The 25,263-nt window shown below is 70.9% G+C and carries 23 protein-coding genes and 1 tRNA gene; 16 read left to right on the top strand and 8 right to left on the bottom strand.

Features of this window, described 5'->3' with window-relative positions:
- Positions 1-50: 50 nt before the first annotated feature.
- Positions 51-1,355, bottom strand: coding sequence for a threonine/serine exporter family protein (locus tag JOF40_RS07185; RefSeq protein ID WP_129181420.1), 1,305 nt, complete (start codon positions 1,353-1,355; stop codon positions 51-53).
- Positions 1,356-1,451: 96 nt separating this feature from the next.
- Between JOF40_RS07185 and JOF40_RS07190 the strand changes: the two genes are divergently transcribed.
- The 5 genes from JOF40_RS07190 to JOF40_RS07210 all read left to right on the top strand — a co-directional run bounded on the left by JOF40_RS07190 (position 1,452) and on the right by JOF40_RS07210 (position 9,706).
- Positions 1,452-2,435 (top strand): alpha/beta hydrolase, encoded by a 984-nt coding sequence (locus JOF40_RS07190; RefSeq protein WP_129181422.1) that lies wholly within the window; start codon positions 1,452-1,454, stop codon positions 2,433-2,435.
- A 118-nt stretch (positions 2,436-2,553) separates the two neighbouring features.
- On the top strand, positions 2,554-4,464 hold the full coding sequence (locus JOF40_RS07195) for a DNA polymerase III subunit gamma and tau (protein WP_129181425.1): 1,911 nt from the start codon (positions 2,554-2,556) through the stop codon (positions 4,462-4,464).
- The gene (locus JOF40_RS07200; RefSeq protein WP_188111718.1) at positions 4,442-7,114 is read left to right on the top strand and encodes an aminodeoxychorismate synthase component I; all 2,673 of its coding nucleotides are present in this window, start codon (positions 4,442-4,444) and stop codon (positions 7,112-7,114) included. The genes JOF40_RS07195 and JOF40_RS07200 overlap by 23 nt, the downstream gene beginning before the upstream one ends.
- Positions 7,115-7,302: 188 nt before the next feature.
- On the top strand, positions 7,303-9,102 hold the full coding sequence (locus JOF40_RS07205; RefSeq protein ID WP_129181427.1) for an N-acyl-D-amino-acid deacylase family protein: 1,800 nt from the start codon (positions 7,303-7,305) through the stop codon (positions 9,100-9,102).
- A gap of 4 nt (positions 9,103-9,106) precedes the next feature.
- Positions 9,107-9,706, top strand: coding sequence for a TetR/AcrR family transcriptional regulator (locus tag JOF40_RS07210; RefSeq protein WP_129181429.1), 600 nt, complete (start codon positions 9,107-9,109; stop codon positions 9,704-9,706).
- A gap of 5 nt (positions 9,707-9,711) precedes the next feature.
- Here the strand turns inward: JOF40_RS07210 and JOF40_RS07215 are convergent, their stop codons facing one another.
- The 3 genes from JOF40_RS07215 to JOF40_RS07225 are packed head-to-tail and all read right to left on the bottom strand — an operon-like array spanning position 9,712 to position 12,030.
- Positions 9,712-10,107 (bottom strand): nuclear transport factor 2 family protein, encoded by a 396-nt coding sequence (locus tag JOF40_RS07215; protein WP_129181432.1) that lies wholly within the window; start codon positions 10,105-10,107, stop codon positions 9,712-9,714.
- Complete coding sequence (locus JOF40_RS07220) at positions 10,107-10,496, bottom strand: RidA family protein (RefSeq protein ID WP_209674440.1); 390 nt, start codon at positions 10,494-10,496, stop codon at positions 10,107-10,109. Before JOF40_RS07220 ends, JOF40_RS07215 begins: the two co-directional genes overlap by 1 nt.
- Positions 10,497-10,530: 34 nt before the next feature.
- Positions 10,531-12,030: a Na+/H+ antiporter NhaC family protein gene (locus JOF40_RS07225; RefSeq protein ID WP_209674443.1), complete on the bottom strand. Its 1,500-nt coding sequence runs from the start codon at positions 12,028-12,030 to the stop codon at positions 10,531-10,533.
- A 193-nt stretch (positions 12,031-12,223) separates the two neighbouring features.
- On the opposite strand from JOF40_RS07225, the gene JOF40_RS07230 reads away from it, so the two are divergent.
- The 11 genes from JOF40_RS07230 to aroQ all read left to right on the top strand — a co-directional run bounded on the left by JOF40_RS07230 (position 12,224) and on the right by aroQ (position 21,903).
- Positions 12,224-12,763 carry a helix-turn-helix domain-containing protein gene (locus tag JOF40_RS07230; RefSeq protein WP_129181436.1) on the top strand — a complete coding sequence of 180 codons (540 nt, stop codon included), beginning with the start codon at positions 12,224-12,226 and terminating at the stop codon, positions 12,761-12,763.
- Between the two features lie 15 nt (positions 12,764-12,778).
- On the top strand, positions 12,779-13,711 hold the full coding sequence (locus JOF40_RS07235) for a dihydrodipicolinate synthase family protein (RefSeq protein WP_129181438.1): 933 nt from the start codon (positions 12,779-12,781) through the stop codon (positions 13,709-13,711).
- Complete coding sequence (locus JOF40_RS07240; RefSeq protein WP_129181440.1) at positions 13,708-14,919, top strand: NAD(P)/FAD-dependent oxidoreductase; 1,212 nt, start codon at positions 13,708-13,710, stop codon at positions 14,917-14,919. The genes JOF40_RS07235 and JOF40_RS07240 overlap by 4 nt, the downstream gene beginning before the upstream one ends.
- Complete coding sequence (locus tag JOF40_RS07245) at positions 14,912-15,196, top strand: (2Fe-2S)-binding protein (protein WP_129181442.1); 285 nt, start codon at positions 14,912-14,914, stop codon at positions 15,194-15,196. Before JOF40_RS07240 ends, JOF40_RS07245 begins: the two co-directional genes overlap by 8 nt.
- Positions 15,193-16,653, top strand: a complete 1,461-nt coding sequence (locus tag JOF40_RS07250) for an FAD-dependent oxidoreductase (protein ID WP_129181444.1) — start codon at positions 15,193-15,195, stop codon at positions 16,651-16,653. The genes JOF40_RS07245 and JOF40_RS07250 overlap by 4 nt, the downstream gene beginning before the upstream one ends.
- Positions 16,654-16,734: 81 nt before the next feature.
- Entirely contained in the window at positions 16,735-17,331 is a 597-nt protein-coding gene (gene recR / locus JOF40_RS07255; RefSeq protein WP_129181446.1) for a recombination mediator RecR, read from the top strand.
- Positions 17,332-17,419: 88 nt separating this feature from the next.
- Complete coding sequence (locus tag JOF40_RS07260) at positions 17,420-17,860, top strand: hypothetical protein (RefSeq protein ID WP_129181448.1); 441 nt, start codon at positions 17,420-17,422, stop codon at positions 17,858-17,860.
- A gap of 187 nt (positions 17,861-18,047) precedes the next feature.
- Entirely contained in the window at positions 18,048-19,004 is a 957-nt protein-coding gene (pip, locus tag JOF40_RS07265; protein WP_129181450.1) for a prolyl aminopeptidase, read from the top strand.
- A gap of 106 nt (positions 19,005-19,110) precedes the next feature.
- Positions 19,111-20,391 carry an aspartate kinase gene (locus JOF40_RS07270; protein ID WP_129181452.1) on the top strand — a complete coding sequence of 427 codons (1,281 nt, stop codon included), beginning with the start codon at positions 19,111-19,113 and terminating at the stop codon, positions 20,389-20,391.
- Positions 20,388-21,419: an aspartate-semialdehyde dehydrogenase gene (locus JOF40_RS07275; protein ID WP_129181454.1), complete on the top strand. Its 1,032-nt coding sequence runs from the start codon at positions 20,388-20,390 to the stop codon at positions 21,417-21,419. The genes JOF40_RS07270 and JOF40_RS07275 overlap by 4 nt, the downstream gene beginning before the upstream one ends.
- Positions 21,420-21,459: 40 nt before the next feature.
- Entirely contained in the window at positions 21,460-21,903 is a 444-nt protein-coding gene (gene aroQ / locus JOF40_RS07280; RefSeq protein WP_129181456.1) for a type II 3-dehydroquinate dehydratase, read from the top strand.
- Positions 21,904-21,922: 19 nt separating this feature from the next.
- Here the strand turns inward: aroQ and JOF40_RS07285 are convergent, their stop codons facing one another.
- The 4 genes from JOF40_RS07285 to JOF40_RS07300 all read right to left on the bottom strand — a co-directional run bounded on the left by JOF40_RS07285 (position 21,923) and on the right by JOF40_RS07300 (position 25,253).
- Entirely contained in the window at positions 21,923-22,714 is a 792-nt protein-coding gene (locus tag JOF40_RS07285; protein WP_129181458.1) for a hypothetical protein, read from the bottom strand.
- A gap of 105 nt (positions 22,715-22,819) precedes the next feature.
- Positions 22,820-22,893, bottom strand: a tRNA-Pro gene (locus tag JOF40_RS07290).
- Between the two features lie 15 nt (positions 22,894-22,908).
- Positions 22,909-23,823: a metallophosphoesterase gene (locus JOF40_RS07295; RefSeq protein WP_129181460.1), complete on the bottom strand. Its 915-nt coding sequence runs from the start codon at positions 23,821-23,823 to the stop codon at positions 22,909-22,911.
- 14 nt (positions 23,824-23,837) lie between these two features.
- Positions 23,838-25,253 carry an FUSC family protein gene (locus JOF40_RS07300; RefSeq protein ID WP_188111719.1) on the bottom strand — a complete coding sequence of 472 codons (1,416 nt, stop codon included), beginning with the start codon at positions 25,251-25,253 and terminating at the stop codon, positions 23,838-23,840.
- Between the last annotated feature and the right edge of the window lie 10 nt (positions 25,254-25,263).

Below are 25,263 nucleotides of genomic sequence, written 5' to 3' on the forward strand. Positions count from 1 at the left end.
TCTCCTCGGCATGGGCCTACTGGCGCGTAACCTTGATACCACCCCTGCGGTCATCTCCGCTTGGCGCGGGCTCTCAACGGTCCGACCAGGCGGGGCCCGGCGAGTCGCTGCTCGAGCCTCCGGGCCTCCCGGCGCAGGGGCTGCGCGATGTACTCGCCGAGGATCACGCCCGCCGCGAGCGAGATCGCCACGGCGATCGCGGTGATCATCGCGAGGATGCCGGCGAGGTCGTCGGCGGCCAGCAGGCCCAGACCCCGGTAGATCGAGACACCCGGCAGCAGGGGGACGATCGCGGCGGTGACGATCACGAGCGGCGGCACGTTGACGCGGCTCGCGACGCCGTAGCTGACCAGGCCGATGAAGATCGCCGCGACGGCTGCGGGCCATGCCCGTCCGACGTCGCGCTCGGCGATCAGCAGGTAGATCGCGGCGGCACCGCCGGCGATGACGGCGATGGGCAGCAGGACGCGGCGGGGTGCGTAGGCGGCGAAGGCGAACGCCGCCGCGGCCACGGCTGCGCCCGCGACCATCAGGGGCAGCCGTGACAGACCGGACGCTCCGGGCTCGACTGTCAGCTCGACCCCCACGAGCCGGCCGAACGTGAGCCCGCCGCTGACCCCGACGATCACGCCGATCGTCGACATCATGACCTCGAGCACGCGGGCGTTGGCGGTGACGTAGAAGTTGGTCAGCGCGTCCTGGATCGCGCCGATCAGCCCCAGCCCGGCCAGGAGCATCACGATGCTCGCGGTGATGACCAGCGACGAGTCGGCCTGGATGTGCGTGGCGGCCACGCCCACGGCGAGCAGGGACGCGAACAGCCCGCCTGCCGCCTGGCCGTAGAAGTGCGGCAGGCGCAGCCGGGAGATGTACCGCTGGAGCACCTCGATGCCCATCGCGGCCACGGCGGCGATCAGCGTGACGGTGAGGTCTCCGCCGATGAGCAGCGCGATGCCGGCACCGACGAGGCCGGACGCCAGCGTGACGGCCCAGCGCGGTGCCCGGTGGCCCGTCGAGGAGATCTGCGCCAGCCGGATGCGGGCCTCGTCGAGGTCGATCTCGTCGGCGAGCAGGTCGGCGACGAGATGGTCGACACGGGTGAGGTCGTCGAAGTCGGTCTCGCGATGCGTGACGTGGCGCGTGAGCGACAGGGGCGGCTCGTCGAACGACTCCTGGTGGCTGAGGGTCAGCGTCGTGAACGTGACGTCGACGGCCACCTGCCGCATGCCGAGGTGGTGCGCGACCGACGACATCGTGGCCGTGACGTCGGCGGCACCGGCACCGTTGGAGAGCAGCATCTCGCCCACGCGCAGCGCGAGGTCGAGGGTCTGGTGCATCTGGCGGGTGCTGGTCACACGTCCATCATGGAGGTCGCGGCACGTGCGCCCAAGCGCGGATCTGCGGGAGCGGCGTAGGGTTCGGCTGACGGCCCGCGAACGCAGGAGAATCGAATGACACGGTGGGTTCCCGACGAGCTCGGAGACGGCTACGAGCAGCACACGATCCCCCTCGGCGACGACCCCGACGGCGAGGGCGTCGTCGAGGCGACCCTGGTGCGTCGTGCCGCTCCGGAGGACGTCCGCGCGGCGGTGATCTACGTCCACGGCTTCAGCGACTACTTCTTCCAAAAGGAGATGGCCGACTTCTTCGCCGAACGGGGATTCGCCTTCTACGCGCTCGACCTGCGCAAGTGCGGACGCTCGCGCCGTGACGGCCAGACGGGGCACTACGTGTCCGACCTCGCGCTGTACGACGCCGAGCTCGACGCGGCGCTCGAGATCGTCCGCGAGGAGACCGCCGGTGTGCCGGTGCTGCTGTCGGCGCACTCGACGGGCGGGCTCATCGTCCCGCTGTGGCTCGACCGGCTCAACCGCCGTCCGGGCGGGACGAGGGGCGCAGGCGTCTCCGGCGTCGTGCTCAACAGCCCGTGGTTCGACCTGCAGGGCAAGCCGTGGATGCGGACGGTCGGCACGCAGGTCATCGGTCTGGTGGCCAAGGTCAGGCCCACGGCGATGATGAAGCTGCCCGCCACGGATGCCTACGGCACGAGCCTGCACGTCAGCGGACACGGCGAGTGGGAGTTCAACACCGTCTTCAAGCCGCTCAACGGCTTCCCCGTCGCCTACGGGTGGCTGACGGCGGTCCGTCGTGGGCACGCGCGGCTGCATCGTGGTCTCGACATCGGCGTGCCGTCGCTCGTCCTGCGGTCGACGAAGTCGCGGTTCGCCCGCGCGTGGTCGCCGGAGGTCGACGAGGCCGATGCCGTGCTCGACGTCAAGCAGATCGCGCGCTGGGCCGGATGCCTCGGCGACGCCGTGACGGTCGTGCCCGTCGACAAGGCGCGCCACGACGTGTTCATCTCCAAGGCCGAGCCCCGCGAGGCGGCGTACGCCGCGGTCGACGCCTGGATGCGGGCGCAGGGCATCACGTCCTGACCACCAGATGTGTGACGTCCTGCACCGGTGCTGCCGCCAGATCGGTGCACGGCGTCACAAATCTCGGGCGGGGTGTGCGGGGCTCGCTCCTGTCTCCGGCGGTCTATAGAGTTCACGTGTGGATGCCCCCCTCGCGCTGTACCGCCGCTATCGGCCGGAGACCTTCGCCGAGGTGATCGGGCAGGAGCACGTCACCGACCCGCTCCGCCACGCGCTCGCCGCCAACAAGGTCAACCACGCCTACCTCTTCTCGGGCCCGCGCGGCTGCGGCAAGACCACCAGCGCCCGCATCCTGGCCCGCGCGCTCAACTGCGAGAAGGCGCCGATCTCCGATCCGTGCGGGCAGTGCCAGAGCTGCCGTGACCTCGCGCGGGGCGGCCCCGGCAGCATCGACGTCATCGAGATCGACGCGGCCAGCCACGGCGGCGTCGACGACGCCCGCGACCTGCGCGAGCGGGCGTTCTTCGCACCCGTCAGCAGCCGCTACAAGGTCTACATCATCGACGAGGCGCACATGGTGTCGCCGCAGGGCTTCAACGCGCTGCTCAAGCTCGTCGAGGAGCCGCCGCCGCACCTCAAGTTCATCTTCGCCACGACCGAGCCCGACAAGGTCATCGGCACGATCCGGTCGCGCACGCACCACTACCCGTTCCGGCTCGTGCCGCCGAAGGCGCTGGGCGACTACCTGATGCAGCTGTGCGCCGCCGAGGGTGTCGCGCTGGCTCCCACCGCCCTGCCGCTGGTCGTGCGGGCCGGCCAGGGGTCCGTGCGCGACACGCTCAGCGTGCTCGACCAGCTGCTCGGCGGGGCCGGGCCCGAGGGCGTCACCTACGAGCTCGCGGTCGCCCTGCTCGGCTACACCCCCGACTCCCTGCTCGACGAGGCGATCGACGCCTTCGCCGCCAGCGACGGGTCCACGGTGTTCGGGGTCGTCGACAAGGTCATCGAGTCGGGGCAGGATCCGCGCCGCTTCGCCGAAGACCTCCTGCAGCGGCTGCGCGATCTCGTGATCGTGGCCGCCGTGCCCGATGCGCTCGACAAGGGCCTGCTCGACGTGCCGGGCGACCGCGCCGAGCGGCTCGTGACGCAGGCCAACGGCTTCGGTCCGTCCGAGCTGACCCGGGCCGCCGACATCGTCAACGCGGCGCTCATGGAGTTCCGGGGTGCCACGGCCCCCCGACTGCTGCTCGAGCTGATGTGCGCGCGCATCCTCGTGCCGGGAGCCGACAACTCGACGCAGGGCTTCCAGGCCCGGCTCGACCGTGTCGAGCGGCGGCTCGCGATGGACGGTGGGGCACCGGCACCGGCGCCGGCGCCGGCGCGGGTCTCCCCGCCGGTTGAGCCTGCCTTGCCGGTCGAGCCTGTCGAGACCCCCGTCCTTTCGACAGGCTCAAGGAGCGAGGCCCCGGTCGAGCCGACCCCGCCGGTCGAGCCTGCCCCGCCGGTTGAGCCTGTCGAAACCGCGACCCCGCCGGTCGAGCCTGTCGAGACCCCCGCCCCGGCCGGGCAGCTGACGATCGCCGACGTGCGGCGACTGTGGCCCGAGATCCTCGACAAGATCCGCGACATGCGCCGCTTCGCCTGGATCATGCTGAGCCAGAACGCCCAGGTCATGGCGCTCGACGGGCAGGTGCTCACGATCGCCCTGGTCAACACCGGCGCGCGCGACTCCTTCCTCAGCAGCGGCTCCGACGACTACGTCCAGCGCGCGCTCCACGAGGTGCTGGGCGTGACGTGGCGCATCGAGGCGATCGTCGACCCGGGTGCCCGTCCGGGCGTGCCCGACGACGACCACGACGACTCTCCTCGTCCTGCGGCCCCGCCGGCAGCACCGTCCACACCGCCTGTGGCCGTGCCTGACTCCGTCCGTGCCGCGCTGCGCGAGTCCCACTCGCCCGAGAAGCGCGAAGACCCCGACGCGTCCGCCGACCGCGACGACCCGGTCGTCACGATCGAGGAGCTCGACCCCGAGGCGCTGCTCAGCCGAGAGCTGGGCGCGGAAGTCATTGACGAGACCCGCACCGACTGAGATCTCGCGTCGGCGACTCGACCTGCGCGACGAGCCGCTCGACGTCCTGAGACGGTTCCGCGGACGGGAGCGGCTCGTCGCGCTGATCGGTGCGTGGCACCACGGTGAGGCACTGATCGCCTTCGACCCCGTCGAGGTGCTCGAGGGCGACCCGTTCGCCGGCATCGACGTCGAGCCGTTGCCGCCCGGCGGCGGTTTCGGCGGTGGGTGGATCGGCGCGTGGGGCTACCAGCTGGGCCACCTCGTCGAACGGCTGCCGCCCCCGCCTCGCCGACCGCACCCCCAGCCGCACCACAGGCTGGGCTTCTACGACCGGGTGCTGCGGCTGTGCGACGGCACGTGGTGGCTGGAGTCGCTGACGTCCGACACCGAGCGCGACGCGGCGATCCTGGAGGCGCTGGCCGTGCCGGCACCCGCGCCCCGGCCTCACGACGTCGGCACGTTCACGATGACACCGTCACCGGACGGTCACCGGGCGGCCGTGGCGCAGGTGCTCGAGCACATCGCGGCCGGCGACATCTTCCAGGCCAACGTGTGCGCCCGGCTCGAGGCACCGTTCGCGGGCGATCCGCTCGACGTGTTCTGCGCGGGCGTCCAGCAGCTCCGGCCGGCCTATGCGGCGTTCGTCGACAGCCCCGACGGCGCGTTGGCCAGCCTGTCGCCAGAGCTGTTCGTGCGGCGCGCGGGCGACGAGGTGCTGAGCTCGCCGATCAAGGGCACGGCCCCGCTCGGCACCGATCCCGACGACCTGGTGGCGTCGGCGAAGGACCGTGCCGAGAACGTCATGATCGTCGACCTCGTCCGCAACGACCTCGGGCGGGTCAGCGTGCCGGGGTCGGTGCGCGTACCGGCGATCGTGCGGGCCGAGCGTCACGCGGTCTGGCACCTCGTCTCCGACGTCGTCGGGCACCTCGAGGGTGGCGTGCGTGACTCCGACCTGCTGCGGGCGACGTTCCCGCCCGGCTCCGTCACGGGTGCTCCCAAGGTGCGCGCGATGCAGATCGTCAACGACGTCGAGGCGACCGCCCGCGAGGCCTACACGGGCGCGATCGGCCACGTGAGCCCCGGAGCGGGCCTCGAGCTCAACGTCGTCATCCGCACCTTCGAGTTCCCGGCTGCGCGCGACCGGGTGTGGCTGGGCGTCGGCGGGGGAGTCGTGGCCGACTCCACGCCCGACGCAGAGTACGCCGAGTGCCTCGTCAAGGCCCGGCCGCTGATCGAGGCCGTCGGCGGGGTGCTCGACCTGCGCGCCGATGCCCCCTCCGCCGCGCGCACGCCACGGGCGCTCGAGGTGCCGGACGCCCCGGCGGCCGACGAGGCACTCGGTGTGTACGACACGCTGCTGGTGCTCGACGGGCGTGTCGTCGACCTCGATGCGCACCTCGCCCGGCTCGACACGAGTGTCCGCGCGGTCTACGGCCACCCTGTCCGAGGTGGTCTCGACGAGGCGGTCGTGCGGCGTGTCTCCGGACTGCGAGGGCGCCATCGACTGCGCATCGACGCGGTGCCGTCGGGGGGCGGAGCCGACGTCGAGGTCTCGATGACCGTGCGCCCCGTCGACGACGCGGGCGACACCTGGATCCTGCGACCGCGCAGGGTCGCCGCCGGCCTCGGCCAGCACAAGTGGGCCGACCGGCGGGCGCTGACGCACGACGGTCCGCCCGACCACGACCTGCTGCTCGTCGACGACGACGGGTCCGTGCTGGAGACGGCACGGGCGTCGATCTTCGTGGTGCACGACGACGCGGTCCTGACACCGCCCACCGACGGCCGCATCCTGCCCGGCACGGCGCGCGAGCGGGTCGTCGAGCTGCTGCGCGACGCCGCGGTCCCGCTCTTCCAGCGTCGGCTGACCCTCGACGACGTGGCGTCGGCGACGGAGGTCTTCGCGACCAACGCGGTTCGCGGTGTCGTGCCGGTCCGGACGGTCGACGGCATCGGGTCGTGGCCGGTCGGTCGCACGACGACGTGGCTGCGCGACTCCCTGCAGCAGGCCTGGGCCGACCCCGACGGCGGTGCCGCTGCCACGCCTCCGGTGGTGCGACACGTGACGGAGGCGCCACCCAGCCGGGCGCGGGTGCTGTTCGTCGACAACTACGACTCGTTCGTCTACAACCTCGTGCAGTACGTCGGCGAGCTGGGTGCCACGGCCGAGGTCGTCCGCAACGACGCCGTCACGGTCGACGAGCTCGTGGCGGCGCGCGCCCGCGGCGAGTTCACCCACCTGGTGGTGTCGCCCGGGCCCGGCACGCCCGCCGAGGCCGGCATCAGCCGTGAGGCGATCCGCCGCCTGGGGCCCATGACCCCCACCCTGGGCGTCTGCCTCGGGCACCAGGCCATCGCCGAGGTGTTCGGCGCGACGGTCGTGCGTGCGCGCGAGGTCGTCCACGGCAAGCCGTCGCTCGTCCACCACGACGGCCGGGGCGTCTACGCGGGTCTCCCGTCGCCGTTGGTGTGTGCCCGCTACCACTCGCTGGTCGTCGATCCGGCGACCGTCCCCGCCGAGCTCGAGGTGACGGCACGCACGGCCTCGGGCGTGATCATGGGCGTCCGGCACCGGGTGCATCCCGTCGAGGGCGTGCAGATGCACCCCGAGTCGATCCTGACGTCGCGGGGCCACGACATGCTCCACGCCTTCCTGACCAGCTAGCTGCTCCTCGCAGGTGCGTGAGTGCACGGGCCCCCGGGGCCCGCGAGTGGCGCAGTCTCGTGTTTTCGAGACGGCGCGTCGCGCGAGACTGCGCCACTCGCGACCGGGCTTGCGCCACTCGGCGGCCCGAACCCCTAGACATAGCGAGTAGTCACTCGCTATGTTGGCCATAACGTGACGGAGGCCACATGAACGAGCTCGATCTCATCATCCGCGGCGGTACCTATTTCGACGGCACGGGTGCTCCCGGCGTCGTCGCCGACATCGGGATCGCGGACGGCCGCGTCGAGATCGTCAGCCCCGACGGTCTGACCGCGGGCCCCGGCACCCGGGTCGTCGAGGCAGTCGGCCAATGGGTCATGCCCGGCTTCGTCGACGCCCACACCCATTACGACGCCGAGGTGCAGGTCGCGCCCGGACTCAACGAGTCGGTGCGCCACGGCGTCACGACCGTGCTGGTCGGCAACTGCTCGTTGTCGACGGTCTACTCGACCCCGCTCGACATCGCCGATCTCTTCAGCCGGGTCGAGGCATTGCCGCGCACCCACGTGCTGGGTGCCCTGGAGGACGCCAAGACGTGGTCGACGCCGCAAGGCTGGGTCGACGCCCTCGAGCAGCTGCCACTCGGCCCACACGTCGCCTCGTTCCTGGGGCATTCCGATGTCCGCGCCAGCGTCATGGGCATGGGACGCTCGACCGACCCGGCGCAGACGGCGTCACGCCAGGAGCAGGCCGAGATCGAGCGCCGTCTCGAGGACGCGCTCGACGCCGGCTTCCTCGGCATCTCGACGATGACCAACCCCTGGGACAAGCTCGACGGCGACCGCTATCGCTCGCGCTCCCTGCCCTCCACGTACTCGAGCTGGAAGGAGTTCCGCGGCCTCAGCCGCGTGCTCCGGCGGCGCGGTCGCGTGCTGCAGGGCGTCCCCAACCTCAACAAGAAGTACGACATCGCCTTCTACCTCACGACCGCGATGGGCCGGGTGCGCAAGCCGCTGAAGGTCTCGCTGCTGGCCGCGGCCGACACCAAGGCCGAGCCGTGGGTGCAGCGCATCTTCGCGCCGCTGGCGTTCATCGCCAACAAGATCGGCGGCGGGCAGTTCACCTGGCAGCACCTGCCGACGACCTTCCGCGTGTGGGCCGACGGCATCGACCTCGTGGTGTTCGAGGAGTTCGGCTCCGGACGTGAGGCCCTGCACCTGCGCGAGGAGATGGGCCGCAACGAGCTGCTGAACGACGAGGCCTACCGACGCTGGTTCCGTCACGACTTCGACAAGCGGTTCAGCCCGCGCGTGTGGCACCGCGACTTCGACGACGCCGAGATCACCGAGTGCCCCGATGCCGATCTGGTCGGGATGATGATCGGGCAGGTGGCCCGCGATCGCGGCGTGCACCCCGTCGACTGCTACCTCGACCTCGTCGTCGAGCACGGCACGAAGCTGCGCTGGAAGACCAACATCGCCAACACCCGGCCGAAGATCCAGGACCAGCTGGTCAACCGCTACGGCATCACGATCGGCTTCTCCGACGCTGGTGCGCACCTGCGCAACATGGCGTTCTACAACTTCGGCATCCGGCTGCTCAACCGCGTCCACCAGGCGCAGGTCAAGGGCAAGCCGTTCATGACGGTCGAGAAGGCCGTCTTCAAGCTGACCGGCGAGCTCGGCAACTTCTACGGCATCGACGCCGGACGTATCCAGGTCGGCGACCGCGCCGACATCGTCGTGGTCGACCCGGCCGGCCTGAGCGACGAGGTCGACAGCTATCACGAGGCGCTGATGCCGGCCTTCGGCGACATGAGCCGGATGGTCAACCGCAACGACGCCGCCGTGTCGGCCACGATCGTCTCGGGAGAGCTGGTGTTCGAGCGCGGCCGGTTCGTGGACGGTTACGGGGTCTCTCTCGGCACGGGACGGTTCCTGCGCGCCGGCGAGCCGCGGGGGACCGTCGCACCCGTGCGGCGTCGCCAGGAGGTGCTGGCACAGTAGGGCCATGGCCACGCCCACCCGTCGCACGCAGACCGAGCGCCGGGAGGGCACGATGGCAGCCGTCGTCGAGGCGGCGGTCGAGGCGCTCGCCGAGGTCGGGTACGCCCGCACCACGACGGCCGAGATCGCCCGCCGGGCAGGGGTCTCCCAAGGCGGCCTGTTCCGGCACTTCGGCTCGCGGCTCGACGTCGTCCTGGCCGCGGCCGAGGCGATCCGGTCACGCCAGCTGGTCGACTTCTCCGCGGGGCTCGGGTCGCTGGGGGAGGTCGATCTCGACCAGGTCGTCCGCCGTCTGCGGCAGGCGACCCGGGCGCCGATCAACTCCGCCTGGTATGAGCTGGTCGTGGCGGCGCGCGCCGATGCCGAGCTGCGGGCGGTGCTGGGGCCGATGGCCGCGCGCTACCACGCCGAGATCCTCGAGCTGGGGCGTGCGCTGCCGATTGCGGCCCACCTGCCGCCGCTCGAGCTCGACACGATCGTCATGAGCATCGTGCACCTGCTCGACGGGGAGGCGCTGATGGCCTCGGTGCACCCGCAGCCCGAGCAGGAGGACGTCCGCGTCGATCAGCTCGTCCGCCTCCTGTCGGGCCATCCGCTGTTCTGACTCCGCTATTCGGCGAAGACGGGTGCCATGTCGCAGTAGATCCGGCAGTGCAGCGAGCCGTCCTCCTCGCGGGTGTACGCCGTCACGGCGGGGATCTCGACGAGTGCGCCGTCACCGCGGCCGTAGGTGACGACCGCCTCGAAGGCGATGTCGTCGCTGTCCCCCCAGACCTTCAGCAGCCGGTGCTGCATCGAGGTCACCGCCTCGAAGAAGTCGTCGAGCGACTCCTCGATCGCTTCCGACCCGACGAGGACGGGGCCGTTGCCGAATCGCATCGACCCGCCGGCCGCGAACGCGGAGGCGAAGCCGGCGGCGTCCAGGCCGTCTGCGCGCTGGTAGAGGTCCTCGAGCCACTGCGGCCACTCGGGACCCACTCCTTTGGCGGGCACCGGGCCGGCCATCAGTCGAGCACCGCCGTGCACTCGATCTCGATGACCAGACCCGGCACGGCGAGTCCGGTCACGCCCAGGATCGTCTGGGCGGGGCCATCGCCGCCGCCCGTGACGGAGTCGATGGCCTCGGTGATCACGGCGTACTCGGTCGGCTGCGTCGTGTAGATGGTGCGACGCACGATGTTGGTCCAGGCGACACCGCACTCGTCCATCGCGGTCTTGAGGTTCTTCATGGCGGCCTGGGTCTGTTCGAAGAGTCCTTCTCCGACGACGTTGAACTCGTGGTCGAGGGCAACCTGCCCGGCGAAGTGGACCCAGGTGGACCCACTCGAGATGGCGATGTGGCTGAAGCCGGGTGCGGCGTGGATGCCTGCGGGGTTCTTGAGGGTGCGTGTCACGGTGCTTCTCCTAGGGGTGTGGGGTTGAGGGGTGTCAGACGGAGGTGGGGACGGCCACGGCCGCATCGCGGGGATCGCGGACCGGCGTGCCGTCGGGGCCCTCGAACGTCCGGCCCCAGCCCGTGGCGACGGCGACGACCATGACGACGGTCAGCGACAGGGGGTACAGCACGGCGGGAAACAGATCCAGCGCGGTGAGCGGCTGCACCCCGTCGTAGCCCGTCGTGAGCAGGGTGCCGATGAACAGGAAGGCGCTCACGAACGGGATGACGCACGACAGCCCCATGGCGAAGCTGTCCATGACGTTGCAGCGGCGGTACGGGTGCAGGCCGACCCGCGAGCCGATGTCATCGGCGACCGGGCCGAAGGTCATCATCGAGGCTGAGTTGACCCCGCCGAACATCGCCGTCGTCGCGGTGATCCCCAGGCCGATGGCGACCTCGGCGCCGCGCGGGGTGTGCACCCAGCCGCTGGACAGCAGGGCTCCGATGGCCCGGTCGAGGACTCCCGCAGCGGTCAGGACGCCCATGATGCCGAAGACGGCGATCACGAGGGCGACGGTTCCGATGATGTTCTGCACGCCGGACGCGATGAAGCCGGTGAGGGCGCCGTCCTTGACGCCGACCACGTCGCCGCCGTGGATGAGGCCGCTCAGCAGACCCGTGGCGATGCCCGTGATGAGGCCGACGGTGATGGCCTTGAAGATGTCGCGGGTGATGAAGGACGTGATCATCAGCAGGGCCACGGGCACCAGCATGATGAGGGGCTTGGCGCTCGCGGAGTCGGCCACGTCGCCACTGGTCGAGCCGTTGCCATGGAGCGCGGCGAGCACGAGGAACAGTGCTGCGGCGATCGCGGCCGCGACGAGGGAGTAGCGCGCGCGGGACCTGACGACTCCTGCGATGTCGGCGGACCCCTCCTTGGTCCTGAAGCGCTGCGTGGAGGCCGAGATGATCGTGGTGTCCGAGATGGGAGCGAGGTTGTCGCCGAAGATGGCGCCCGAGATGATCGCGCCGGCCAGCAGCGCGGGATCGGCGCCCAGGCCGATGCCGCCGGCGAAGAAGATCGGGAAGGCCGTGAACATCGTGCCGATCGACGAGCCGGTGGCCATCGCGATCAGGCACACGGCGAGGAAGGTGAACACGACGATCGTGGTGCCGTTCAACCCCACCTCGTTGCCGATCCACACGAAACCGCTCGACAGGTTGGTGACCTTCACGAGCTCGGAGAACATCCCGATGACGAACAGGATGACGATGATCGTGACGGAGGTGGGACTCGCGATGCCGCGCATGACGGCGTCCCAGAACCCGGAGTAGTCCTTGGCGAACAGCGCGCCGATGAGCAGGGAGACGATCCCGCCGGCTGCCAGGCCCGTCAGGTCGAACGCCTTGTAGTGCGCGAAGAGGGCTACGCAGGAGATCACGAAGCACACGACGGGTACGAAGGCGAAGAGCCAGCTTCCGCGCATCTCCAACCACGGTCGGTCGGGGCTCATCGCCTCGCTGTCGGTCTGGCTCGCAATTGACGTCATGGTGCGGGTCCTTTCACGGACGCTGGGGGCCTCGATGGCCACCCCGGTGTGCGATGAGTATGCACAAGATCACACCATCGCGGCAATAGAACTGCACAAAAGTTTGTGAATTCGCAACAAATCCCCGGGTTTAAAGGATGCATCTGTGCAACCACACTGGACGGTGTGTGCAATCTCATGACATGCTGGTCCCATGATCGGCACACGACTTCGGGAGCTGCGAACCGCCCAGGGCCTGACCCTGCGCGCCCTCGCCGAGGAGATCGACGTCTCACCCACCCTGATCAGCCAGGTCGAGCGCGGTGTCGCCGAGCCGAGCCTGAAGACGTTGCGCAGCCTGGCCACGTTCTTCGGCACCTCGGTCTCGACCCTGTTCGACGACGGCGAAGATCTCCCCGGCGTGCACCTCAGCCTTCCCGGCGAGCGCTCCCGCATCAGCTCACCGAGCGGTCACATCCAGTACGAGCGCATCGCCCAGGGGCGCGGGCAGCTCGAGGTCCTGATCGGCGTCCTCGGCCCCGGTGACACCTCCAGCGACGAGGCCTGGGCACACGAGGCCGTCGAGTGTGCGTACGTCCTCACCGGCACCCTCACGGTCGAGGTCGGCCGTGCCACGCACGAGGTTCCTGTCGGGGCGGCCATCAGCTTCGACTCCAACCAGCCGCACCGCTACCTCAACCGGGGGAGCGAGCAGGTGCGGTTCATCCTCTCCGCCACCCCGCCCACCCCCTAGCAACGGAGCAGTCCCGTGGACCGTCACGACATCAGCTGGACCGGGTACATCCCGGCGATCACCACGCCCTTCGACGCCGCGGGGGCGCTGGACCTCGGTGCGCTCGACGCGCAGCTCGCGTGGTTGGTCGAGCAGGGCATGCACGGCGTGATCCTCGCGGGGACGACGGGCGAGTGGTTCTCGATGTCCGAGGACGAGCGGGCCGCGCTCTTCCAGCGCGGTGCGGAGACCGTCGCCGGCGAGGCGCTCGTGCTCGGCGGGTGCAACGCCTTCACGGCCGACGAGGTGATCCGGCACGCGCGCGCCGCCGAGGCGGCCGGTCTCGACGGCATCCTCGTGACGCCGCCCCCCTACGTCATCCCGAACCGGCGCGAGATCCTGGCGTTCTACTCCGACGTGAGCGCCGGCACGAGCCTGCCGATCTGCGTCTACAACTGGCCGCGCGGCTGCACCGTCGACCTGGACGTCGACCTGCTCGAGGAGATCGCAGGGCTCGACCAGGTCGTCGCCATCAAGAACTCCACGGGAGACATGCGCAGCTTCCTGTCCGGCCTCTACCGGCTCGGCGACCGGGTCAGGTACTTCGGCGTCCCGACCAGCGAGCTCGGTGCCGACCTGGTGACACTGGGCCACGGCGACGGCCTGATGGGCTCGGGCGGCGTGCTCGGCGCCGATCACCCCGACTTCTGGCGCGCGCTGGCAGCGGGCGACCGCGAGCGTGCCCTGAGGCTCGGCCAGCGCGACCGCGTCATCATGGAGCGCTGGTTCAACCCCGACTACGGGTCCACGTTCGGCAGCGCGCAGGCCATCATGAAGACGGCCCTGAGACTGCAGGGAGTGCCGGCCGGGTACGTGCGGCGTCCGCTGCTCGAGCTCACCTCCGACGAGGTCGGCCTCGTCGAGTCGACCCTGCACGACCTGGGCATCGAGACGGTCGCCCTGACATGAAGTCCCGCTACGACGTCGTCGTGATCGGCGGCGGGCTCCTCGGGGGCTCGTTGGCGCTCGGGCTCGCCAGGGACGACGTCGACGTGCTGCTGCTCGAGCGCGACCAGATCAACCAGCACGCTTCCGGGCGCAATGCCGGCAGCCTGCACTTCCAGCTCGAGTACCGGATGATCGAGCGCGGGATCGAGGCGGCTCGCCGGGCGGCCGAGGCCATCCCGCTCCACCTGGAGGCCGCCCGGCTGTGGCAGGAGCTCAGCGCCTCGATCGGCCCGTCCCTGGGGGTCTCCCAGCACGGCGGCCTGATGCTGGCCACTGCCGTCGAGGACGTCCGGAGACTCGAGGCCAAGGCCGAGCTCGAGCAGAGCTGGGGCCTGGACGTGAAGGTCCTCGACTCCGCGCAGGCGCACGACCTGGCGCCGTACCTCTCCGACTCGGTCCTCGCGGCGTCGTTCTGCCCCACCGAGGGCAAGGCCAACGCCCGCACCTCCGCACCTGCCCTCTGCCGGGCGGCCGTGCAGGCCGGTGCCACCGTTCTCTCGCGGGCAGGTGTCACGTCGATCGAGCGTCATGGCTCCCGGTGGCGGGTCGTCGCCGAGCACGAAGGGGACGCCGTGGTCGTCGAGACGGACGCGGTGGTGCTCGCCGCCGGGGTGTGGTGCAGCGAGCTCGCCGAGATGATGGGGTCGTACGTCCCGGTCGAGCCGGTCGCCCTGACGATGTCGGTCACCGCTCGCACGGCACCCCTGACGCCCTACCTGATCCAGCATGCCGGCGCGAGACTCTCGCTCAAGCAGAGCGTCGAGGGCAACGTCCTCATCGGAGGGGGCTGGCCGGCGCAGGTCACGACGCTCCCGAACGGATCCATCGACCTGCGTGGTCGCGGCCAGCTGCTGGCCGACTCGGTGGCCGGCAACGCAGCCGCGGCCATGAACGCCGTGCCGGCGGTCGCGGACCTTCCTGTCCTGCGCACCTGGGTCGGCACCACGACCCTTGCTCCCGACCAGCTGCCCGTGGTGGGCCCCCTCCCCGGTGCTCCGGGCGGCTTCGTCGCCACCGGCGGGTCGGCGTTCACGCTCGGTCCGGTCTTCGCCGAGCTCCTCGGCGAGCTCGTGCAGGGCCGTGCGCCGCGCCTCGACCTGCGGTCCTACGCCGCCGACCGCTTCTCCGGCACTGCCGGGACGACCGAGAGGGCTGCTCAGCATGCCTGATAGCCGAAGGATCGCCAGCCCGGACGCTCGCCGCGTCCAGATCGTGGTCGACGACGTCGAGGTGACGGCGTTCGAGGGCGACACCGTCGCCACGGCCCTGCTGGCCGGCGGGATCACCGCGTTCCACCGCGGCGTCGACCTGACCCCCAGGACGCCGTTCTGCAACATGGGCACGTGCTTCGAGTGCACCGTCACGATCGACGACCGGCGTCTGCGACGCGCCTGCGTCACGCCCGTCCGCCCTGGCATGCGGGTCGAGACGGGAGAGTCACGATGACCGATCACGACCTGGCGATCGTGGGCGCGGGACCCGCAGGTATGACAGCGGCCCTGACGGCCAGCAGGCTCGGCCTGTCGGTGGTCGTCATCGACGAGCAGCAGCGTCCCGGCGGGCAGATCTTCCGCCAGCCTCCCGCCAACCGGTCCGCAGGCCCGAAGGCCGTCCGCGGATATCCCTGGGGTCACCGTCTGGTCGTCGCGGCCGAGGCAGCCGACAACGTCGAGTGGCGCTATGGCACCACGGCGTTGGGCGTGCTCCGGCCCGCGCCGCCGGGCGAGGGCATCGAGCTCGTCGTGCGCGACGACGACGGTGCCGACCGCATCTCCGTCCGCAGTCTGCTGATCGCATCAGGAGCCATGGACCTCCCGGTCGCCTTCCCCGGCTGGACCCTTCCGGGCGTGGTGACGGCCGGGGGCGTGCAGACGATGCTCAAGGCCCAGGACCTCCTGCTGGCGCGCGACGTCGTGCTGACCGGCGGCCACCCCCTCCTGCTGGTGGTGGCCGGCCTGATCCACGAGAAGGGCGGCCGCGTCGTCGAGCTGGCGATGCCTCGTAGCCAGGGATCGCTCAGGGAGATGACCCGGGCGCTGGGCGCGCTGCCGGGACACCTGGGCATCCTCGCCAACGCGGCGTCGACCGCCGCCCGCCTGGTCGCGTCCGGGACGCCCATCCGCAGCGGATCGATCGTGACCGCAGCGCGGGGCGACGGACGGGTCGAGGAGGTCGACGTCGCTCGCCTCGGTCCCGGCAACACCCTGGTTCCCGACCAGACGTGCCGGACGGTCGCGGCCGACGGCCTGGTCGTCGGGTACGGCTTCCAGCCCTCGACCGACCTGGCGCGCCAGGCCGGCTGCGAGCTGCGCTGGGACTCTCCGGCCGGTGGCTGGGTCGTGGCCCACGACGACGAGCTCCGCACGACGGTGCCCGGGGTCTACGTCGCCGGGGAGCCGTCGGGCGTGGCCGGGGCGGACCAGTCCCGGGCCGAGGGTCAGCTGGCGGCGCTCTGCATCGTCCATGCCCTCGGCGGGACGACCGTCGAGCTCGATCGCGAGATCGTCCGGGCCCGCCGCGCGCTGCGGCACACCAACCGGTTCGCCTCGACGGTCCAGCGGATGTTCGAGCCGCCACGGCAGACGCTGGCGGCCCTGGCCGATGCCGACACGACGGTGTGTCGCTGCGAAGGCGTCACACGCGAGCGCGCCGAGACCGTCATCGACGACAACCCGTTCATCTCGAGCATCGGTGCGCTGAAGCTGGAGTGCCGGACGGGCATGGGCCCGTGCCAGGGACGCTACTGCGAGCTGACCGTCGCCGGTCTCCTCGCGCAACGGCGAGACATGTCGATCGACGAGGTCGGTGCCTTCAACGCCCAGTTCCCGATCCGCCCCGCGACGGTCGGCGAGCTCAGCCGCATGGCTGGTGACCGGCCGTCGCCAGTGGCGCAGGATGGTTGAGCCGGGGGCGTGAGACCAACAATCCCGCGCCACTCGCGATGCGGGGGGCTCCGGCTCCACCTGACCGCCTAGGTTGTTCTTGTGTATGACGGCGTGATCCAGGATCTGATCGATGAGCTCGGGCAGCTGCCCGGCATCGGTCCCAAGAGCGCGCAGCGGATCGCGTTCCACCTGCTCGACGCCGACCCCGAGGACGTCCGCCGGTTCGCCGCGACGCTCGTCGAGGTCAAGGCCAAGGTGCACTTCTGCTCGATCTGCGGCAACGTCACGGTCGACGCCGAGTGCCGCATCTGTGCCGACCCGCGCCGAGACCTGAGCGTCCTGTGCGTCGTCGAGGAGTCCAAGGACGTCGTCGCGATCGAGCGCACCCGTGAGTTCCGCGGGCGGTACCACGTGCTGGGCGGCGCGATCTCGCCGATCGCGGGCGTCGGACCCGATCAGCTCCGCATCAAGGAGCTGCTGCAGCGCCTGCAGGACGGTGCCGTCACCGAGGTCATCATCGCGACCGATCCCAACCTCGAGGGCGAGGCCACGGCCACCTACCTCATCCGCATGCTGTCGCCGTACGGTCTGCGGGTCAGCAAGCTGGCCAGCGGACTCCCCGTCGGCGGCGACCTCGAGTACGCCGACGAGATGACCTTGGGCCGAGCGTTCGAGGGACGGACGACGATCGGTTGATTCACCCGGTGGCTGCGCGGTTCTGCTAGCGTTCGCGACAGCCTGTACGGCCGACTCGTGGCCGTACCCGTCACCAGGGGGAAGCACCATGCAGATCCGTTCACGTACCGCGACCACCGCGCTCGTCCTGATGTTGTCGATGGGCGGCACCCTTGCCGCCTGTGGCGGCAGCAGCGACGACGGCGGCACGAGCGAGCCCAGCTCGGCACCCGCCTCGAGCGCCGACAGCGATCCCACGACCGAGGCACCCGCCACCGAGGCGGAGCCGGAAGGCGACTCCGACGGCGACAAGCCGAGCCGCGAGGACGTCGTCGCCGGGTACGTCAAGGCCGTTGGCGGAGGCACCACCAACGCCGAGACCGACGCTGTCCTCGAGAAGTCCGCGAAGTGCGTCGTCGACGAGCTGTACGACAAGGCGTCGGCCGAGACGCTTCGTGCCCTGGCTGACAGCGACCTCGCGAGCATCAATCCCGACGATGCGAAGCTGTTCGGCGACGCGTCAGGGACGTGCGCATCTGCCGGCAGCTAGACCGATGGAGAGATGGCCCCGATCCTCCAAGGTTCGGGGCCATCACCGAGTTTCTCCGGCGGGGGCCGGGCGGGTGTCCGAACAGGGGAGCCGCTGCGGGCGGTGAAGACGTCCCCGCGTTCGAGGGCCGCACGACGATCGGCTGACGCCTCGCTGCTGCCCGGCCCCCCGTTGCTAGCATCGCCGGATGCGTGACCTGTACCCCGAGATCGAGCCCTACGAGACCGGCCTGCTCGACGTCGGCGACGGACAGCTCGTCCATTACGAGATCAGCGGCAACCCCGACGGCAAGCCGGCCGTCTACCTGCACGGTGGCCCGGGGGCAGGCTCCAACCCGCAGCAGCGGCGGGTGTTCGACCCCGCCCGCTACCGCATCGTGCTGTTCGACCAGCGCGGATGCGGACGGAGCACGCCCCACGCCAGCGAGCCCGATGCCGACCTGACCGCCATCACGACGTGGCACCTCGTCGCCGACATCGAGGCTTTGCGTGCCCACCTCGGCATCGAGACGTGGCTGGTGTGCGGTGGGTCGTGGGGCTCTGCTCTCGCCCTGGCCTACGCCGAGACGCACCCGGACCGGGTCACAGAGCTCGTCCTGCGCGGAATCTTCACGCTGCGCCGCAGCGAGATCGACTGGTTCTACGAGGGCGGAGCGGCGCACGTCTACCCCGACCTGTGGGAAGGCTTCGTCGAGCCCGTGCCCGAGGCCGAGCGAGGCCGGCTCGTGCAGGCGTACCGCCGGCTGCTGGAGGATCCCGATCCCGCCGTCCACGTGCCCGCGGCCCGCGCGTGGGCGCGGTGGGAGTCGTCCACCATCACGCTGCTGCCCGATGCCCACATGGTCGAGCAGTTCACGCAGGACGCCTTCGCGGTGGCCTTCGCCCGCATCGAGAACCACTTCTTCACCCACGACGGGTGGTTCGGCGACGAGCAGCTCATCCGCGACGCCGGACGCCTGCGCGACATCCCGGGCGTCATCGTCCAGGGCCGCTACGACATGTGCACGCCCGCGACCACCGCGTGGGACCTGCACCGGGCCTGGCCGGAGGCCGAGCTGCACATGATCGCGGACGCGGGGCACGCGCTCAGCGAACCGGGCATCGTCGACGCGATCGTCGCCGCCACCGACCGCTTCGCGCTCTGAGGTGTCCACCCTGGCGGACAGAATCGCAGCGCTCGGACGACGACCGCTAGACTTGCGCTCGCGCAGCGTCGCGCGTCCGTACGTCACCACCAGGTAGGACAGAACCGTGGGCATTGTCGTCCAGAAGTACGGCGGCTCCTCGGTAGCCGACGCCACCAGCGTCAAGAGGGTCGCCCAGCGCGTCGTCGCGACCAAGAAGGCCGGTCACGACGTCGTCGTCGTGGTGTCCGCCATGGGCGACACGACCGATGACCTCATCGACCTGGCCAACCAGGTCTCGCCGCTGCCGCCCGCGCGCGAGCTCGACATGCTGCTGACCGCCGGCGAGCGCATCAGCATGGCGGTGCTGGCCATGGCGATCGGTAACCTCGGCCAGGAGGCGCGCTCGTTCACGGGCTCGCAGGCCGGCGTCATCACCGACTCCGAGCACGGCCGCGCCAAGATCATCGACGTCACTCCCGGCCGCATCGAGACGGCGCTCGCCGAAGGTGCCATCGCGATCGTCGCGGGCTTCCAGGGCGTCTCGCAGACCACCAAGGACATCACGACCCTGGGTCGTGGCGGCTCCGACACCACCGCCGTCGCCCTGGCCGCGGCGCTGGGCGCGGACGTGTGCGAGATCTACACCGACGTCGACGGCATCTTCACGGCCGATCCGCGCATCGTGCCGACGGCCCGCCAGATCCCGCGCATCTCGTACGAGGAGATGCTCGAGATGGCGGCCAACGGTGCCAAGATCCTGCACCTGCGGTGCGTCGAGTACGCCCGCCGCAACGACATGCCCATCCACGTCCGCTCGTCCTTCTCCGACAAGATCGGCACGTGGGTCGTGCGAAGCGAAGACGTCATCCTGGAAGGCCAGCCCATGGAGCAAGCAATCATCAGCGGGGTCGCGCACGACCGCAGCGAGTCCAAGATCACCGTGGTGGGCGTGCCCGACCAGGTGGGCTTCGCCGCGGCGATCCTGCAGGCGCTCGCCGACGCCCAGATCAACATCGACATGGTCGTCCAGAACGTCTCGGCGGCAGCCACCTCGCTCACCGACATCTCGTTCACGCTTCCGCGCGCTGACGGCCAGACGGCCATGACGGCGCTCGCGCGGCTCAAGGACGAGGTCGGCTACGAGAAGCTGCTGTACGACGACAGCGTCGGCAAGGTCTCGATCATCGGTGCGGGCATGCGCTCCGAGCCGGGCATCACCGCGAAGTTCTTCCGCGCGCTGGCCGATGCCGACATCAACATCGCGATGATCTCGACGTCCGAGATCCGCATCTCGGTCGTGGTGGCCGAGAGCCAGGTCGACGCGGCCGTCAACGCCGCCCACACCGCCTTCGACCTCGGCACCGACGAGGTCGAGGCCGTCGTCTACGGAGGTACCGGACGATGACGCGCTCCACCACCCTCGCCGTCGTCGGTGCCACCGGCCAGGTCGGCGTCGCCATGCGCAGCATCCTCGAGGAGCGGAACTTCCCGGCCGACCGGGTGCGCTTCTTCGCGTCGGCCCGCTCGGCCGGCAAGACGTTGCCGTTCCGCGGCGAGGACGTCATCATCGAGGACGCCGAGCACGCCGATCTGTCGGGCATCGACATCGCGCTGTTCTCGGCCGGCGCGACGACCTCGCGCGCCCAGGTGCCCCGGTTCGCCGAGGCCGGAGCCATGGTCATCGACAACTCGTCGGCGTTCCGCAAGGACCCCGAGATCCCGCTGATCGTCAGCGAGGTCAATCCCGAGGACATCGCGCTCGCGCACCGACGCATCATCGCCAACCCCAACTGCACCACGATGGCCGCGATGCCGGTGCTCAAGCCGCTGCACGACGAGGCCGGCCTCGTCCGCCTCGTGGTCAGCAGCTACCAGGCGGTCTCGGGCTCCGGCATCGCCGGCGTCCGTGAGCTGCACGGCCAGGCGCTGGCCGTCGTCGAGAAGGCTGACGAGCTGGCCTACGACGGCTCGGCCCTCGACTTCCCGGCCCCGCAGGTCTACGTCGACTCGATCGCGTTCAACGTGCTGCCGATGGCGGGTTCGGTCGTCGACGACGGCTCGTTCGAGACCGACGAGGAGCAGAAGCTCCGCAACGAGAGCCGCAAGATCCTGCACCTCCCCGATCTGCGGGTCTCCGGCACGTGCGTGCGCGTCCCGGTGTTCACGGGTCACTCGCTCTCGATCAACGCCGAGTTCTCGTCCGAGATCACCGCGGCCCGGGCCACCGAGATCCTGGGCACGGCCGACGGCGTGCGGCTCGTCGACGTGCCGACGCCGCTGCAGGCCGCCGGTACCGATCCGAGCCTCGTCGGACGCATCCGCCAGGACCAGTCGGTCGACGGCAACCGCGGCCTCGTGCTGTTCGTGAGCGGCGACAACCTGCGCAAGGGTGCGGCGCTCAACACGATCCAGATCGCGGAACTGCTGGTCTGACCCGGCGCACTGCCCACCCGCACCCGATACCGTGGTGCGGGTGAGCACCCCTTCGCGCCTGCTGCTGGTCAACGGTCCCAACCTCAACATGCTGGGCTCCCGTGAGCCCGAGGTGTACGGCCACGACACCCTGGCCGACATCGAGAGGGTCGTCGCCGAGGTAGCCGCGTCGGCGTCCTACGAGGTGCGTGCCGTGCAGAGCAACCACGAGGGCGTCCTGATCGACGCCGTCCACGCGGCGCGCGACGACTGCGCGGGCATCGTCATCAACCCCGGTGCCTTCACGCACACGTCGATCGCGCTGCGGGACGCCCTGCTGGCCGCCGCTCTGCCGGTCGTCGAGGTGCACCTGTCGAACGTCCACCGCCGCGAGCCGTTCAGGCACCACTCGTACGTCTCCGACATCGCGGAGGTCGTCGTGGTGGGTGCCGGCATCGACGGCTACGGGTTCGCGGTGCAGCAGCTCGTGCGCGTGCTGGGCTGATCCCTTTCCGCGGGGCAGGTCAGTCGTCGGTCGGGGCGTTCTCGGCGAGGTCGACCAGCCAGTGCGACAGCACGTAGCCCGCGAGCGAGAGCAACGGGACGAGCACGAGTCCGGCGACGCCGTCGACGAGGTCGAGGAACAGCCCCAGCATCGCGACGATCGTCAGGATGGCCGCGAGAAAGCTCCGCAGGCGGGGCGCGGGGGTGCCGAAGCCCCGCAGGAGGCTCTCGCCGAGGAGCACGCCCACGATCGCGACCACCGTGAACGTGATGCCGCCCCACAGTCCGCCGCCGGACGACACCCCGCGCACGCTCTCGAAGACCGACAGCGAGCCCGCACCGAGCAGCACGGCCACGACACCGACGACCGCACCGGTGATCAGCGACGCCGGGTAGGGGCTGAGATGGGGGAGTCTCCACGCGGCGATCGCCCGGGCGCGGGCCGCGACCAGACGTGCGGTGGCGCGCGAACCGTCGGAGACCGGGTCGGCGACGGCCCACCAGACGCGACCCGTGGTCGCTCGTGCAGCGGTGACCTTGGCGCGCAGGTCGACCTGGGGCCGCTGGCGCGGCGTCTTGGGTCGCGTCGTCTTCTGCCGAGGCGTGGCGGGGCCGGTCGGTCGCGGCTGGGCCTTCGCCTTGGCCGGGGCCGGCTTGCCGGCGGAGGCAGTCGACGGCCTGGTGGCGGTGGCGACGGGACGTCCGTAGCGGACGACCGGTGCCGGCGCAGGCTCAGGCGTGCTGGGCCGCGCGACGGTCTTCTTGACCACCCGCTTGACGACCCGCTTGGCCGGCTGCTGCTCGTCCACCATGCCGCCAGTTTGTCACAGGGTGCGTCACGTCACAGCCCAGACGGAGCTGCGCGCCGGACAAGAGAAGCCGGCCCACCCTGGGGGTGGACCGGCTTCGTCACAGAGTCGGGCTGACAGGATTTGAACCTGCGGCCTCGTCGTCCCGAACGACGCGCGCTACCAAACTGCGCCACAGCCCGATGCCGTGCTGCCCCCTACGAGAGGGAGCCGGACGAGTCTATCCCAGTGAGGGTGAGCAGTGTCGCCTCGGGGCGGCAAGCGAACCTGACCTGCGCGTACGGCGAGGTGCCGAGACCCGCCGAGACATGCATCCAGGAGGGGTCGTGGCCGTCGGTCCGGTGCGTGTGGAGCCCGCGGGCGCGGGCGCGATCGAGGTCGCAGTTGGTCACGAGCGCGCCGAGCAGCGGGACGCGCAGCTGTCCGCCGTGCGTGTGGCCAGCGAGGATCAGCGGGTAGCCGAGCCGGTTCCAGTGGTCGAGCACGCGCAGGTACGGCGCGTGCGCGACGCCGATCGCCAGGTCGGCCGTCGCGTCCGCCGGTCGGTCGACGAGCACGTCGTACTCGAGGTGCGGGTCGTCGACACCGTCGAAGGACAGCCGGCGGCCGTCGACCTCCAGCTCGCCCTGACGGTTGTTGAGGTCGACCCACCCGTGCCCGGCGAGCGCTCGGCGCAGCTCCTCGAACGGCAGGTCGGCGGTGCGCTGGAACGTTCCTGCCGAGCTCACCCCCGTGCCGCCCGTCAGGTACCTGACCGGGTTCTTGCGCTCCGGCGAGAAGTAGTCGTTGGAGCCGAACACGAAGACGCCGGGCACGTCGAGCAGATCGCCGTAGGCGCTCAGCACCGACGGGACGGCGTCGAGGTGGGCCAGGTTGTCACCGGTGTTGACCACGAGGTCGGGCTGCAGCTCGGCGAGCGACTGCAGCCATCGCTGCTTGCGGTGCTGTCCGGGCGTCATGTGGGTGTCGGACAGGTGCAGCACGCGGAGCGGGTCCGACCCGGGAGCCAGCACGGGGACGGTCACCCGTCGCAGGGTGAAGGCACGCGTCTCGGCCACGGACCAGGCCAGGCCGGCCGCAGCGGCGGCGACGGGCCACAGGAGGGGACGCATGCCCCCATTCTGTCTCACCGGTGCCCGGCCGCGTCGCGCACCGACTGCGCGATCGACCGCAGGTCACCAGTGAGGGATGCCACGCTCCGCTCGTCGCGCAGGCGACGCCGCGCTGCGCCGAGCTGTCTGGCGGCCCTGCCGATCACGGCTCGGTCCGCCCTCTCCGGCAGACCACGCACGGCCAGCACGAGCTCGTCGACGCTCTCGATGGCGTCGGCGGGTGTCGCGGTGTCGCGAGTCGTGCGGCGGTGGACCGCCCAGGTCGACCGGATGGGGTGGAGGTCGTGGATCGCGGCGTCGAGCTCGCCGTGGTCGACGAGGCGCTGGCGCAGGTGCTCGTCCAGCACCTCCTGCACGGCGCGCAGCACGTCGGCCACGCGGAGCAGGGCGACGTCGTGGCTCCTGACCGGCACCACGACCCACGACACCGCGACGGCGATGATCCCGCCGATCACGACCCCGAGCACCCGCTCGGCCAGCAGGTGCGTGCCGCCGACCCCGTAGAAGCCGTAGAGCAGGGCCAGAGCCGCCGTGATGCTGGCCGCCCAGAACGCGTAGCCGCGTGGCCGCAGCCACACGCCGACAGCGAGGGCGACGAACACCAGCGCGACGACGAGGTGCGAGCCGCGCGCGACGTGGCCTGCCAGCAGGGTGGCGAGGAGCGTGCCGACGACCGCGCCGACGACGCGCTCCGCGCCCTTCACGAGGACGTCGCCGCGGCCGCGGTTGCCCGCGCAGACGACGAACGCCGTGATGACGAGCCACGGCCAGTGTCCACCGAAAGCGAGGTGACCGATCACCGCTGAGAGGCCGAGGGAGGTCGCCATCTGGATCGCCATGCGGGCGCTCGCGTCGAGCCGGCGGGCGGGACGCGTCCGCGCCGGGGCAGGCGGTGGCGTGGCGTGCGCGACGCCGCCGGCGCGGGCCACGAGCATCGACGCGACGACCCAGGCGTACGCGACGACGGCCATGACCGGGGCCCACCAGGTGTCGCCCGGAGCAGGCGCGGCGACTGCGGGTGTGGTCAGGACAGCGACCAGGGGCAGGCTCATCAGGGTTCCCAGGCGCGACCAGGTCGGTCCGAAGCGGCGGATCGCGATGGGCAGGCTGAGGCCTGCGACGAGCAGCAGGGTTCCGAGCACCGCGTGGTCGAACAACGTGACGGCCACGAGGTGCGCGGCCACTGCGACGAGCACGAGCGTCGCGAGCCGTGCCGCGCGGGCGCCCGAGGAGGCGTCTGTCTCGTGCCGGCCGAGCGTGAGGGACAGCACGACCGACAGGACCACCAAGGCGCTGCCGAATCCGAAGGCCTCGTGCAGGGCCAGGGCGGTCGCGAAGGTGCCGAGGACGGCGGCCATCGTGGTGACAACGCGCCACACGTCCGCAGGCACGCGCCGGTGCCACGGCCGGGCCGTCACGTGCTGGGTCATGACCCCGAGC

The sequence above is a fragment of the Aeromicrobium fastidiosum genome (assembly GCF_017876595.1).
GTDB classification, from domain to species: Bacteria; Actinomycetota; Actinomycetes; order Propionibacteriales; family Nocardioidaceae; genus Aeromicrobium; species Aeromicrobium fastidiosum.